The 13,961-nt window shown below is 61.7% G+C and carries 8 protein-coding genes; 3 read left to right on the plus strand and 5 right to left on the minus strand.

From position 1 onward, the window contains the following. The first annotated feature begins 131 nt into the window (after positions 1 to 131). The 3 genes from IFO71_RS14395 to IFO71_RS14405 all read left to right on the plus strand — a co-directional run bounded on the left by IFO71_RS14395 (position 132) and on the right by IFO71_RS14405 (position 6,066). A complete protein-coding gene (locus tag IFO71_RS14395) occupies positions 132 to 1,031 on the plus strand; it encodes an adenylate/guanylate cyclase domain-containing protein (RefSeq protein WP_192030346.1) in 900 nt (299 codons plus the stop codon). 194 nt (positions 1,032 to 1,225) lie between these two features. Next, entirely contained in the window at positions 1,226 to 2,308 is a 1,083-nt protein-coding gene (locus IFO71_RS14400; protein ID WP_192030347.1) for a hypothetical protein, read from the plus strand. After that, positions 2,305 to 6,066, plus strand: a complete 3,762-nt coding sequence (locus IFO71_RS14405) for a M14 family metallopeptidase (RefSeq protein WP_192030348.1) — start codon at positions 2,305 to 2,307, stop codon at positions 6,064 to 6,066. Before IFO71_RS14400 ends, IFO71_RS14405 begins: the two co-directional genes overlap by 4 nt. A gap of 149 nt (positions 6,067 to 6,215) precedes the next feature. Here IFO71_RS14405 and pilH read toward each other — a convergent pair whose 3' ends face one another. The 5 genes from pilH to IFO71_RS14430 form a co-directional block, all read right to left on the minus strand. Then, a complete protein-coding gene (gene pilH, locus IFO71_RS14410; protein WP_192030349.1) occupies positions 6,216 to 6,581 on the minus strand; it encodes a twitching motility response regulator PilH in 366 nt (121 codons plus the stop codon). Between the two features lie 129 nt (positions 6,582 to 6,710). Further along, positions 6,711 to 7,715 (minus strand): YhdH/YhfP family quinone oxidoreductase, encoded by a 1,005-nt coding sequence (locus tag IFO71_RS14415; protein WP_192030350.1) that lies wholly within the window; start codon positions 7,713 to 7,715, stop codon positions 6,711 to 6,713. Positions 7,716 to 8,131: 416 nt separating this feature from the next. Next, positions 8,132 to 9,562, minus strand: coding sequence for a dihydrolipoyl dehydrogenase (gene lpdA / locus IFO71_RS14420; protein WP_192030351.1), 1,431 nt, complete (start codon positions 9,560 to 9,562; stop codon positions 8,132 to 8,134). Between the two features lie 146 nt (positions 9,563 to 9,708). Beyond that, positions 9,709 to 10,926: a dihydrolipoyllysine-residue succinyltransferase gene (gene sucB / locus IFO71_RS14425; protein WP_192030352.1), complete on the minus strand. Its 1,218-nt coding sequence runs from the start codon at positions 10,924 to 10,926 to the stop codon at positions 9,709 to 9,711. Between the two features lie 77 nt (positions 10,927 to 11,003). Further along, positions 11,004 to 13,841: a 2-oxoglutarate dehydrogenase E1 component gene (locus IFO71_RS14430; protein WP_192030353.1), complete on the minus strand. Its 2,838-nt coding sequence runs from the start codon at positions 13,839 to 13,841 to the stop codon at positions 11,004 to 11,006. Positions 13,842 to 13,961: the final 120 nt, after the last annotated feature.

Genomic DNA, 13,961 nt, shown 5'->3' on the forward strand with positions numbered 1-13,961 from the left:
TCGGGGCTTGTGCCGCTTGAGAGACGAAGTCTGTACCGATTGCCGTCTGAGTCAGTGACGGTGGCGGTGTGGAAACATGAATGGCGCAAGCTAGATGACGGCGAAGCCCGGTTCACCTATCATCGGCCCCTATGAGTCAAACGCCCCAGCTCACAACGCTGTTCGCTGATGTCGCTGGCAGCACCAAGCTGTTTGAACAGCGCGGTGATGTGGAGGCACGTCGCATCATCGCCGCCGTGCTTGCCGCCCTGACCGAAGTGTGCAATCGACACGGCGGTCGGGTGATCAAGACCATCGGCGACGAGATCATGTGCACCTTCCCGAGTGCCATGCAGGGCATTCTGGGCTCCTGCGACATGCAGAAGCGGGTGATGCATGACACTACCTTTGTGCGCGACAACATCGGTATCCGCATCGGCCTGCATCACGGCGATGCGCTGGAAGAAGATGGCGATGTGTTCGGCGATTCGGTGAATACCGCCGCACGCATGGCCTCGCTGGCCAAGCGTGAACAGATCGTCACCACGGCCAGCACGTTGAAGGGCCTGACCAATGCCGGGTCGATCCGCCACCGTTCACTGGGGCGAGCACGAGTCAGTGGCAAGCTGCTGCCGATCGAGATCGTCGACATCATCTGGCAGGAAGATACGTCAAACGTCACTACGGTGCAGCGCGCCATCCGCATCGATGATGGCGGCACCACCAATGTCAAGCTTAGCTTGCGCTTTCGTGGTCAGGTAATTGAGCTGACGGAAAACTCGCAGCCCTTCTCGATGGGCCGCGACGGCACCAATTCGCTGGTGGTGGAAACCGAGTGGGTGAGCCGCAACCATGCCCTGATCGAGTTCAAGAAGGGCTACTTCATCATCGCTGACCGCAGCACCAATGGCACCTACGTCAAGCTGGCCGATGACGAGGAGCTGCGTTTGCATCGCGATGAGATTCACCTGCGCAAGTCCGGCACCATCAGCCTGGGGCAGACCGTTTCCCTTAACCAGCAGGATGTACTGTACTTTCAGTGCAGCTACTGAGCAGGTTCCCTTAGCCTGAGGTTCGGTTGCCCGCCCGCGCGCAGACTCACTTTGGTCGCGGCGCGGCTGCGTTCCGTCGCATACTTGGCTCGCTGCAGCCTTTTTCGTAGTAAATTCGGATGATCTGCAGGGGCTGCCGCAGCGGGCCAGGATCGGTTGCGCGGGTAGTCATGGCCTGAATGGAGGGCTGTGGCATGACGTATGTGTGGCAATCGATAGTTGCGATCCTGTTGTTCTCGGTGCTGGCGGCGGGATCGGCGCGGGCGGAAAAGCCGCGGCTGGATGCGCAGGAAGCACTGCTGGAACACTTGTCGCCGACGCCTGAGTGGCAGCGGGCCGCGCAGCTGAAGGCCGATCAGATGATCGTGCTGCTGAATCAGTCCGAGGCAGGGATGGCGCTTGGCGTGTTGGATGCCATCGATGATCCCCTGATTCACGACCAGGCCGCCGCGCTGGTCTTGCAGGCGCTGCCGGAACAGGCAGCCAGCCCGGCGCGGCGCGCCTACCTCGATGGGGTGCAGCAGCGCCCGCAAAAGGTCTGGCAACGGCATGAGGAAACGCGTGCCGATTGGTTTGTGCCGGTGTTTCATATCCACGCCCAGGCCCGCGCGCTTCCGGCGCAGTGGCAGGCCAATGAGTGGCGGAAGCGCTGGTTGGGGCGCTACGCAAGTGTGTCAGCGCAGTGGGTTGATCAACTGGTTCAGAGGCAAGGCGAGGCGACCGAGGAATACCAGCGGGAGATGCGCGTGGCCGCTGAGGTGTTAGCGTCGCTGCCGCCGCAGCTCTTCGAGCGCGTATACGAGCGGCTGATTGATGTCCGGAGTTTGCCTGCCTCGATCGCCTTGGCCTTGTCCGGGCGGGCTCCGGCAGAGTCATTGCTGCGTCAGGTGATCGACCATGGTCAGTCGAGCGAGATCCTGGGCGCCATCGACGTGCTGCGGCACTGGGCGGATCCTGCGGCCGAGCGGTTGCTGGTGGAGCTTGAGGCGCAGTCCGAGTGGTCTTCCGCAGCAACCCTGGCCTTGGTGCCGAAGTGGGTCGACAAGCCGGCGCCCATCGTCAGCCGATTGGCGGATCCGAAGCACCGTGCCTCGACTGCGTCGGCCATCGCCCGGTTGCCGGAGACTGAAATGTTGGCCGTGATCGAGCGCTTGGCAAATGCCGACAAGCAGATCGACCAGGGCTTGATGCTGGCGCTGGAACTGCAAGGTGGTGAGGTGGCCATGCGGCGCGCCGAAGCCATGCTTCGCGCGCTGGACCAGAGGAAGCAACCATGATCAAGCCGATGCTTGCCCTTGGAGGCGCGCTGTTGATTTCGGTTGCGGGCCTGGCCGGCGCGCAATCCGTTGTTCGCTATACCGAAAATCAAAGCGGTAACAATCTGCGCGCCCTGGGCTATCCGGTGCCGATGCCGGTGGCCTCGCTGACCCCGGTGGACGGCTTTCGCGATTACGCCAGTATCGATGCCCGTCTGCGAGGACTAGAACAGGAGTCCGATCAGCTGCAGGGCCACGATGTGGGCAGCACGCGTGCCGGTCGCACCGTTCGGGCCTATGTGGTGTCGGATCCCGATGGCGTCGATGTGGAGGGCAGGGCGGAGTCTGCTTTCTTCATCAATGCCGGCATCCACGCCCGCGAGTGGGGTACGCCGGAGATTTCCACCTACTTGATCGAACGAATGTTGGCCGGTGCGGAGGATCAGGCGCTGGTGCGTTATCTGCTCGACAACAGCCGGCTGGTGATCATTCCGGTGTTGAACGTCGATGGCTTCCAGCAAACCCAACGATTTCCGGATCAGGCGATTGTCGGGGCCGACCCGCGAGTGCCTTCGGATTGGCCGCGCGATGGACGCATGCGTCGGAAGAACATGTTGGGCGTGGACGAAAACCTTAACTCCCTCGCTGACCATCTGCTGGGTGTTGATCTGAACCGCAATCACCCACCCTTCTGGGGCACCGTCACTAATGGCGGTCAGCTGACCAGTGTCCAGGACCTGACCTACCGTGGCGCAAGCGCGCAGTCGGAGCCGGAAACCCAAGCTGTACTGGCGGCCGCGGAACTCGGGCCGGTGAGCCGGATGCGGTTGGGCATTGATGTGCACAGCTTCAGCCAGGTGTTCTTTTCGTCCAACACCTCACGCGCCCGGCTGAACTCGATTCAGGCCGACTTGCTCGCCACTCTCGGCGCGCATCACGGCCAGCAGCCGACTGCCAACGGCCAGCCCAATGGCAAGTTCTACGGCGACGTACCCGACCCGCCGAACCGCGGCATCGGGGTGTTGGCCGAGTATTTTGCCTACACCTGGCTGGTGCCAGCCTGGACCCTGGAAATCGAGCCGGTCAACAGCGGCGCCGAGTATGGTGGTACCGGGGTCAGTCATAGCGGCTTCGTGCTGCCCAATTCGCAGGTTCGACGCGTGCGTGAGGCCTGGGCAGAAAGCCACCTGGTGGCTTTCTACGTCATGTCCGGGCCGGCTCATCTATCGCGCATCCGGGTTCGCGCTGCAAGCGACGGCGCCTTGCTGCTGGAGCGTCGATGGCAGTACAACCCGCAGACTCAGGCGCGCGAACTGCTGGTTGAGCAGAGCGAGCCCTTGCTGGCCGGGCAAGAAGTGTTGCTCGAGCTGGGCTTCAGCAAGCCGATGCGACAGCGCCGTGGCGGTGTCGTCGATGTGTTCCCGGGGGTTGGGGCGGTGTCGGCGCACCCAGCACTGAGTTTGCTCGGAGCAAATGGCGAGCGCATCCCCGTCGACACGCAGGCAGGGTTCTGGGGCGGCGCTGAGCAGCGCCTGCGCTATATCGATGATAGCTTCGTGCTGCCGATGACCTTGCCAGAGAATGTCGACTCGCTGCAGATTGAAGTGCAAGTCCGCGATATGGCCGGTCGCAATCTCGATAGCAATGCGGCGACACCGGTCGATTGGGTGTCCGGCGCCTGGAGCAGCCTTGAAGACGTCAGCGGTGTGGCCGGTGATGTAGGCGGGGCGGACCGCAGCAGCTTGATTCTCAATATTTCCACAACGGTCGCTCCCGTCGGCGTCACGCAAGAGAGTTCGCCGACCATCGCAGGCGAAGGCGATGCCATGAAGCTCAGCTTCGCTCGCTCCGCTGATTCGGCCGTGGGCGCGGTGCTGCTGCGCGCCCAGCTTGATGGTGGAGAAGGCGTCAATCTCAGTTGGAGCGATGGTGAAGCTGGGCCCAAGAGCGTGCTGGTGCCGGTCGCCGACGATGCCGAGATGCAGGGCGACCGCGACACGCCGTTCACTGTGGTGGCGATGGTGGATGGCCAGGCGCAGCCGTTTGCTGCTGGCACGGTGCGCGTGCTGGACAACGAGCGGCCCGGCAAGATCGTCATGCGTGCTCGCAGCGATGCCTTCGCCACACTCGCCGGACTGGTAGACGTGGACAGCAGCTCCAGGGAGCTGGTGGCCGATGGCGGTCGCGATTACCGCGGGCCGAGCAATCCGCTTGCGCTGTGTCAGCAGTTCGCCTTCGAAGCGCCGCTGGTCGTGTACGGCAATCGCTCACACTGGCTGCCCGGCGACAGCGCCTGCACGGTGTCGCAGCTGTCAGGTGAAGGCCTGGTGGAACTGCATGACGTGGTGCTGGATGGGCGGCGCGAGAACGGCGACCGCATTCCCTTGCTGTTGGGCAATGATGCTGGTCTATCCTTGAATCGGGTCATCCTGCAGCAGGCCGAAGGGTACGCGATCTCGACCACCGGCGCCCTGTCCATGACGGGGTCGGCGCTGCTGGATTCGGCGCTGAGTGCCGCGGGACGAACCGGATCGATCGCCCTGATTGAAGCCGCTCAGGCCTCGATCGACAACAGCAGCAGCCTCGACCTTGGCGGCGATGGCGCGGTGTTGCTACAGGACAGTATTTTTGCCTTCAGCGGTGGGCAACCCTCCACTATCCGCAGTCTCAGCACCGCCGGTGAACTTGCCGATGAGTTTCGCATCCGCGGCGACACTCTGCTCAGTGCGAGTCTGCACCTTGGCGAGCCGGTGCCGGTGATCGGGCCGTTGCCGATCTGCAGTGGCGTGCAAAGCGGCGGTTTCAATATTGCCCGAACCAGTCATTGCTTCCAGCCGATTGAGAGCGACCTGGTTGGCGTGGCGGTGGGCGACACCGCCCGGATCGGCGCCGACGCCGCCTACAAGCCGCCATTGGCACAGGCGATCGACTTCGGTGGCGAGTGTGGTCCGGTGGATCAACGAGGCGCGCCCCGGCCACAGGCGGCCAGCCCGGGTGCGGAGCCGAAGTGCGATGCGGGTTCGGTGGAGCTTGGTGTTAACCCCTGGCGTGGTTTCTGGATTCCCGAGCGCTCGGGCCACGGCATCGACATGCAGACGCGGGACAACATCCTGTTCCTGCTTTGGTACACCTATAACGAGCAAGGCCTGCCGACCGCGTATCAGGCGGCTGCTCCGTTGACCGGTCCGAGCTGGAGTGGGCGGCTGAAACTGGCCAGTCGCGACATGCAGAGCGGCCAGGTCAGCCTAACCGAGGTGGGCGATATTGGCATCGATTTCTCCAGCGACAGTGCGGCACGACTTAGCTGGAAGTTTGATGCGCGGAGCAGTGGGGGCAGCGAAGACATCAGTGCCTTCGCCTTTGCCCATGGCGAGCCGAGAATCGACATCACCGGCACCTGGTTTCCGCCGACGCTGAATGGCTATGGCGCCAGCGTCAATCGTCGCGGCGAAGTGACCGCGATCGCAATCTACTACTACGATGACAGTGGGCAGCAGCGTTGGGCGCTGGGCACGTCAGATGGACGCGACGCCGGACGTTTTGAGATGTCCAGTTACACCGGCTTCTGTCCAGACTGCAGCAACCTTACCTTTCCGGTGCGATTGGAGCCGGCTGGCACCGTGGATCTGCATATGCTGACTCCGCAGCGTCTGCGACTGGACAGCGCATTGACCTATCCAGGTCAGCAGGGCGGCGGCTGGCAGGCCGAAGGTCTGGATATGATTCCGCTTGGTGATCCTGTAGACAATCGCGACGTTGCTGCCACTTTAGGCAATTGAGGAGAGGGTGGCTTTACGGCCAGCTTGGGCATAGCAGGGCGTGCTTCCAGTGCGAGAAAGGTGATCGGCCGGCTGGATCGGCAAACATGGCCGAACACAGAAACGCAAAGGGCCCGCAAGCGGGCCCTTTGCCGAACGCCGCCAAGCAATCAGGCTGGCAGGAGCTCCTGCACCAATTTCACCAAGGCAGCTTCATTGACCGGCTTGGTCAGATACGCCTTGGCACCTTGGCGCATGCCCCAGACCTTGTCGGTTTCCTGATCCTTGGTGGTGACCAGGATGATCGGAATGTGTGCGGTCGAGGGCTCTTTCGAGATCGAGCGGGTGGCCTGAAACCCATTCAGATTGGGCATCACCACGTCCATCAGAATCAGATCGGGGATTTCGCGCTTGGCGACTTCCACGCCCTGCTGGCCGTCTTCGGCGGTGATGATCTCGTGGCCCAGCTTCTCGACGATTCGCTTCATGCCCATCAGCTGGGAAGGGGAATCGTCGACAATCAGAACACGTGCCATAGGGTCTCCAGTTTCACAGTGCGCGGCCTGCGCTTGATATCCGATGATAGCCGTTCAAGGGGTTGCACAGAAGGGCGGTGATCGGCAAATACGACCCTCTGCACCTCACACCTGACCTGCATCACCTGTTCAATCGCCTATCTCCACCAGCGTGCGTCCAAACGAATCGCCGCTGAGCATGCTCTCGAACACCTTTGGCAGCTGTTCCAGGCCGACCACGCGGGTGGCGATGGCGTCGAGATGGAGTGGCTTCCAGTCCGAGGCCAGATGGGCCCAGACGATGTCGCGAATTCGTCTGGCGGTGCCCGCTGAGGCGATACCCAGCAGGGAAACCCCACGAATGATGAAAGGCATGACGGTGGTAGCCAGTGCCGGGCCTGCCGCCAAGCCGCAGGACGCAATATTGCCATAGGGTTTGATCACCCGAGTCAGGCCGTTCAGCATCTCATCGCCTACACTGTCGATCGCGCCGGCCCAGATCGCCTTCTCCAGCGGATTCTGGCCCCAATACAGTTCCTTGCGCGACACCACTTGCTTGGCCCCGAGATCGGTCAGGAAGTCCAGATGCTCGAACTTTCCGGTGATGGCGTGTGCCTCGTAGCCGGCCTGAGAGAGAATATCGATCGACAGCATGCCGACGCCGCCGGTCGCTCCGGTGACCACGATCGGGCCCATCTCGGGCGACTGATCGTTCTGTTGCATTCGATACAGGGCCAGTGCGGCGGTGAAGCCGGCCGTGCCCAGAATCATGCTCTCTCTCAGGGTGAGCCCATTGGGCAGTGGGATGGTCCACTTCGATTCCAGTCGGGCGTACTCCGCGTAGCCGCCGTCGCGCGTCTCCGACAGACCGCAGCCGGTGCACAGGACGGCGTCACCTTCCTTGAAGTCAGGGTCGGTCGAAGCCACCACATGTCCGGCGACATCGATGCCACCATTGAGCGGAAAGTGGCGCAGGATCTTGCCTTTCCCGGTGCCGGCCAGCGCATCCTTGAAGTTGACTGAGGAATAGGCTGTCTTGATCAGCACCTCGCCGGGAGACAGCTCATCGGCACTGATGGTTTCAAGGCCAGGGCGATAATCCTTGCCGCCGCTGGAATGAATACGAAAGGCTTGAAAGGCTTCGGTTGAACTCATGGTGTTGGTCTCGGCTGATGTTGAAAGGCGGCATCGATAGACCAGGGTACAAGTGGGTCGCTGGTGTCAGTTCTCTTCAAGACACCTTCGACACCCGGCCCTCACCCCAACCCTTACCCAGGAACCTCGCTATGCGAGGCCCCTGGGCAGGCAAAGATCGGCTCCCTAACCCCACGCCGGCCCTCCCCGAACATCGGGGAGGGAGTTCCGGGGCACCAGCCGGCGCGCGAAAATCAGTGCGCATCGATCTCTCCCACGGGGAGAGGGGCTAACGCGGATGTTTCATGACGTCATCCGCGCACCCTCATGAACTATCCGGGCTAAACGTAGGGTGGGCGTGCCGCCCACCATATATCGTTAAGCCCTAGCAGGCTGCTGAGATCTCCATCGTGGAGGTTTTCAGCGCAAACGGCCTGCTAGTTGGCCTTGTGAATGGCCCGCTTGTCGACCGCCAGAGCGGCTTCGTGCACGGCCTCGGACAAGGTCGGGTGAGCGTGGCAGATGCGCGCCAGGTCTTCGGCCGAGCCCTTGAACTCCATGGCTACCACACCTTCGTGCACCAACTCCGATACGTTGGCACCGCACAGGTGCATACCGAGAATCCGATCGGTCTCAGCGTGGGCAATCACTTTTACCAGGCCGGCAGTTTCGTTCATGGCCACTGCACGACCGATTGCCGCGAAGGGGAAACTACCCGTCTTGTAAGGAATACCTTCGTCCTTGCATTGCTGCTCGGTGCGACCGACCCAGGCAATCTCCGGCTCGGTGTAGATCACCCACGGCACGGTGTTGAAGTCGATATGGCCGGGCAGGCCGGCAATCATTTCGGCGACAGCGATGCCTTCTTCGCTGGCCTTGTGGGCCAGCATCGGGCCGCGCACGCAGTCACCGATTGCCCAGACACCATCGACACCAGTGTGGCAGTGGTCATCGACCTTGATCAGGCTGCGATCGGTCAGTTGCACGCCAGCATCGTCAGCCAACAGGCCCTGGGTGTAGGCGCGACGGCCCACCGAGACCAGCAGCTTGTCGAACACTGCGCTCTGCTCGCCCTTGGCGTCGCTGTAGGTGACATGGACTTCGTCGCCCTTCACTTCGGCTTTCGACAGCTTGGCGCCCAGCTTGATGTCGAGGCCCTGCTTCTTGAATTCGCGGGCGGCTGTCTTGGCGACATCGGCGTCGGCGGCGGCGAGGAAATCCGGCAGTGCCTCGATGATGGTGACGTCGGCGCCGAGGCGCTTCCACACGCTGCCCAGTTCGAGGCCGATCACACCAGCACCGATGACGCCAAAGCGCTGCGGCACCGAATCGAAGTCCAGCGCGCCCTCGTTATCGACGATGTGCTTGCCATCGAACTTGGCGAACGGCAGCTCGATCGGAATCGAGCCCGAGGCGATGATGACATTGGTGGCGCTGAGGGTCTGCTCGCTATCGTCGAAGCCCTTGACCACCACCTTGCGCCCCTTGTGCAGGGTGGCCTTGCCGTGGATGGCAGTGACCTTGTTGGCCTTGAACAACTGGGCGACACCGCCGTTGAACTGCTTAACGATCTTGTCCTTGCGACCGATCATGGTCCCGACATCGATCGCGGCGTTGTCGGCGCTGATCCCATGGTCCTTGAACATATGGGTCAGGTTGTGGAACTGGCGCGAGGAATCCAGCAGGGCCTTCGATGGAATGCAGCCGACATTGAGACAGGTACCGCCGAGTGCCATCTTGCCATCGGCCTTGCCGCGCGTGGCATCGATGCAGGCTGTCTTCATGCCCAATTGTGCGGCGCGAATCGCCGCCACATAACCGCCGGGTCCACCGCCTATCACGATGACGTCGTAGTGTTGTTCGCTCATGTCTTTAGATCCGGGATGGGGGAGTCGGGATTCGGGATTCGTAAGAGCAATTCGCCGCAAGCCGTTGGGTTGCGGCGAGATGCGTTAGGTCTGGGTTCGAAGCGGCTGTTACCGAATCCCAAATCCCGAATCCCGGCTGCTCGGGCCTACAGCCCGAGCAGCATGCGATGCGGATTCTCCAGCTGATTCTTGATGTCGACCAGGAACAGCACGGCATCTTTGCCGTCGATGATGCGGTGGTCGTAGCTGATCGCTACGTACATCATCGGGGCGGCGACGACCTGGCCGTTCTCGACCATGGCGCGGTCCTTGATCGCATGCATGCCGAGAATGGCGGACTGTGGCGGATTGACGATCGGGGTGCTGAACAGCGATCCGAAGGTGCCGCCATTGGTGATGGTGAAGGTACCACCTTGCAGATCCTCCAACTTCAGGCCGCCTTCGCGAGCAGCGCGGGCGTAGTCGCCGATCGCTTTCTCGATGTCGGCAAAGCTCATCTGCTCGACGTTGCGCAGCACCGGGGTCACCAGACCCTTGTCGGTGGCCACCGCGATCGAGATGTCAGCATAGTTGTGATAGATGACATCATTGCCGTCGACCGAGGCGTTGATGATGGGGTGACGCTGCAGGGCGTTGGCTGCTGCCTTGGCAAAGAAGCTCATGAAACCCAGCTTGACGCCGTGGGTCTTCTCGAACTGCTCCTGCATGGTTTTGCGCATCTTCATCACCGGGCCCATGTTGATCTCGTTGAACGAGGTCAGCATGGCAATCGAGTTCTTCGATTGCATCAGCCGCTCGGCGATCTTCGAGCGCATGCGGGTCATCGCGACACGCTGTTCCGAGCGATCACCCATCGGGGTGCCGGTTGAGGATTCCTTGGCCGGCGCATTCATGTGCTTGACCAGATCTTCCTTGGTTACGCGACCGCCACGGCCGGTGCCTTCGACCTTGCTGGCATCGATGTTGTGCTGCTCGGCAACGCGACGTCCGGCCGGTGAAAGCTCCGAGGTGTCGGGCTTGTCGTTTTTCTCGTCGTCTTTCTTGCTTTCGTCCTTGTCCTTGGACTTCTTCTCGCCCTTCTCTTCTTCCTTGTCCTTGGGCTTGCTATCTGAGGATTTGCCCGACGCACCTTCCTCGATGACTGCAATCACCTGCTGACTGGTGACAGTGTCGCCGGCCTCAGCGCTGATCGACTTGATCACACCATCAATCGGTGACGGTACTTCCAGCACTACCTTGTCGGTTTCCAGATCGACCAGATTCTCATCGCGTTTCACCGAATCGCCGACCTTCTTGTGCCAGCTGGCGATAACGGCGTCAGAAACTGACTCGGGAAGAACGGGAACCTTGACTTCAGTGCTCATGGGCGTGCTCTTAGCTTAGTGTTTAGTTGGGGCGCAGATGGCCTCGATGCGAATCTCGGGGCCATCCATGGTCACAATCATTCAGCGTGATCGTCGGTCTTGAATTCAGCCGCGATGGCATTCTCAACCAGCTTGGCCTGCTCGCGCTGGTGGCTGGCGAAGTGACCGCAGGCAGGCGAGGGCGAACGCACCCGGCCGGCATAACTTAGCGATTGTCCCTCACGCAGGCAGTAGCGCAGGTGATGCTGCACCTGGTACCAGGCGCCCTGATTCTGTGGTTCTTCCTGACACCAGATCACTTCCTTGGCTTTGCCGTGGCGGCTCAATTCCTCGATCAGAGCTTCGCGCGGGAACGGGAACAGCTGCTCGACGCGAACCAGGGCGACATCCTTAATCTCGCGCTTGTCGGCCTCTTCCAGTAGATCGTAGTAAACCTTGCCGGCGCAAATCACCACGCGCTTGGTCTTCGTTGCATCGCTGACCCGATGATCGGGGATGATGCGTTGGAACTCGCCTTTGGCCAGATCGTCCAGCGTCGACACCGACAGCTTATGACGCAGCATCGACTTCGGCGTCATCACGATCAAAGGCTTGCGAGTGGCCATTTTCATTTGGCGACGCAGCATATGGAACATCTGCGCTGGCGTGGTTGGCGTGCAGACCATGATGTTGTTGAGTGCGCACAGCTGCAGGAAGCGCTCAAGGCGCGCGGAGCTGTGCTCCGGGCCCTGACCTTCGTAGCCGTGCGGCAGGAACAGAACCAACCCGCACAGGCGCCCCCACTTGGCTTCGCCCGAGGTGATGAACTGGTCGATGACCACCTGGGCGCCGTTGGCGAAGTCACCGAACTGACCTTCCCAGATGTTCAGCGTGGTCGGGTCGGCGGTGGCGTAGCCGTATTCGAACGCCATCACGGCTTCCTCGCTTAGCAGCGAGTCGATGATCACGGCATGCGCAGGCTTGTTGTTCAGCTCGCGCAATGGCATGTAGGACGAGCCGGATTTCTGGTCGTGGATCACCGCATGGCGATGGAAGAAGGTGCCGCGACCGGCATCCTGGCCAACCAGACGCAGCTTGTAGTTTTCGCGGATGAGCGTGGCATAGGCAAGGTTTTCGGCAAACCCCCAATCCATATCGATCTCACCGGCGGTCATCCTCAGTCGGTCTTCGTAGATCTTGGCCACCCGTCCGTGCGGCACGACGTTTTCCGGCAGGGTGTTGATCTGCTTTGCCAGCTGAACCAGCGCTTCCTTGTTGATTGCCGTATTGACCGGGTCTTCCAGGTTGCCTTTCAGATAGGGCGACCAGTCCACCGCGAACTCGTCAATCACCCCGCTGACCAGTTCCACGGCGCCTTCGCCGCGATCCATAAGATCGCGGTAGTCGTCCATCATGGCTTTGGCATCATCTGCCGACACCACGCCGCCGCCAGCCAGCTTCTCGGCGTACAGCTCACGGGTGGTCTTGCGCTTGCGGATGTTCTGATACATCAACGGCTGGGTCGCCGCCGGCTCATCGGCCTCGTTGTGGCCGTGGCGGCGATAGCAGACCAGATCGATGACCACGTCCTTCTTGAAGGTCTGGCGGAAATCCAGCGCCAGCTGGGCACAGAAGATGACCGCCTCGGGATCGTCGCCGTTCACGTGCAGCACCGGGGCGCCGACCATTTTCGCGACGTCGGTGCAATACAGCGTCGAACGCGCGTCGTCCGGACGCGACGTGGTGAAGCCGACCTGATTGTTGACCACGATGTGCACGGTGCCGCCAACCGCAAAGCCTCGGGCTTGCGACATTTGCAGCAGCTCCATCACCACGCCTTGACCGGCAAACGCGGCGTCGCCGTGGATCAGGATCGGGATGACCAGCTCGCGGTTGGCGTCGCCGCGACGCGTCTGTCGCGCTTTCACACTGCCGGCAATCACCGGATCGACGATTTCCAGGTGCGAGGGGTTGAAGCCCAGGGCTAAGTGCATGGCACCGCCCGGGGTTTGCACGTCGGAGGAGAAGCCCATGTGGTACTTCACGTCGCCGGAATGGGCCGGATCCACCGGGCCATCGTGCTTGCCTTCAAACTCCTCGAACAACATACGTGCTGGCTTGCCGAGCGTATTGATCAGCACATTGATGCGGCCGCGATGGGCCATGCCAATCACCAGCTCACGCACGCCGCCACTGCCTGAGCGGCGCACCAGCTCGTCCATCATCGGAATCAGGCTGTCGCCCCCTTCCAGCGAGAATCGCTTCTGGCCGACGTACTTGGTGTGCAGATAGCGCTCCAGACCCTCGGCCGCGGTTAGTTTCTGCAGGATGCGGCGCTTGCCGTCGCCGTCGATCGGGTAGCTGCCGCCGGCGCGCTCGAGTCGTTCGTAGACCCAGCGGCGCTGCTCGGCCACCGTGATATGCATGAACTCAGCACCGATCGGGCCGGAGTAAGTCGCTTTCAGGTGGCCGATCAGGTCGCGCAGACGCATCCGCTCCGGTCCACCGAAAGTGCCAGTGCTGAATTCGGTGTTGAGATCGGCTTCGCTCAGACCATGGAACGCCAGGCCCAAATCCGGCGCGTCTGGCTTCGATGTCATGCCCAGCGGATCGAGGTCGGCCTGCAGGTGGCCGCGAGAGCGGAAGGCAGTGACCAATTTGAGCACGGCGCCTTGCTTGCGCGCTGCCTCGTTATCCACGGCAACCGTAGAGGAGCGGTTGACCCGTTTTTGCTTCGCCGCCGCGGCAACGTGCTCAATGATCGGGCCATGCGGAATATCCGTGCCACGACCGCCCAGCGAGTCGAAATAGGCTTTCCAAGCGCCGTCGATGCTGGTGGGATCCACCAGATAGCGCTCGTACATCTGCTCCACGAAGACGGCATTGCCGCCAGAAATATGCGACGACTGCAGAAACTGCTCGATCAGGCTGTTCACGATGGCCCTTGCCCGGGGGCGAGTCTTGGTCCGGGATTTGTTGTGTGAAAGGGAAGCACGACTAGGTTTGTTGCGTGGCTGAGCGGGGCGTGACGAACACGCGGTTCAACCGGAGCTGTG

Origin of the sequence: Pseudomarimonas arenosa, from assembly GCF_014841215.1 — a bacterium.
Taxonomy (GTDB): Bacteria; Pseudomonadota; Gammaproteobacteria; order Xanthomonadales; family Xanthomonadaceae; genus Pseudomarimonas; species Pseudomarimonas arenosa.